Consider the following 288-nt stretch of genomic DNA (forward strand, 5'->3'; position numbering starts at 1 on the left):
ACGCCGGTCGATCCGCCAGCCCCCGTGGTGGACGGCGGAGATGCCGGTCCCATCCCCAGTGTTGCCACTGAGATTGTCTTCGTGGACGGTCGTGTTTCTGATCCGCAGTCCTTCGCAGTGAACGGCCGCGAAGTGGTGGTGCTGAGCGTGGAGCAGGACGGTCTGGAGCAGATGGCCGCGGCGCTGGGCAGCCGCACGGGCGTGACAGCGGTGCACATCGTCAGCCATGGCGGCGACGGCTACCTCACCCTGGGCAGTGGCAACATCGACGCCGGCTCGGTGCAGTCA

Annotated in this window: 1 protein-coding gene; it reads left to right on the forward strand. The window is 67.4% G+C overall.

The genetic code is table 11. The features are described 5' to 3' along the window. Positions 1 to 81 precede the first annotated feature (81 nt). The coding region (locus tag ACLIJ1_RS23340; RefSeq protein ID WP_411367974.1) for a DUF4347 domain-containing protein at positions 82 to 288 on the forward strand (207 nt) is incomplete at its 3' end.

The organism is Hydrogenophaga sp. RWCD_12, assembly GCF_046604225.1.
GTDB lineage: Bacteria > Pseudomonadota > Gammaproteobacteria > Burkholderiales > Burkholderiaceae_C > Hydrogenophaga.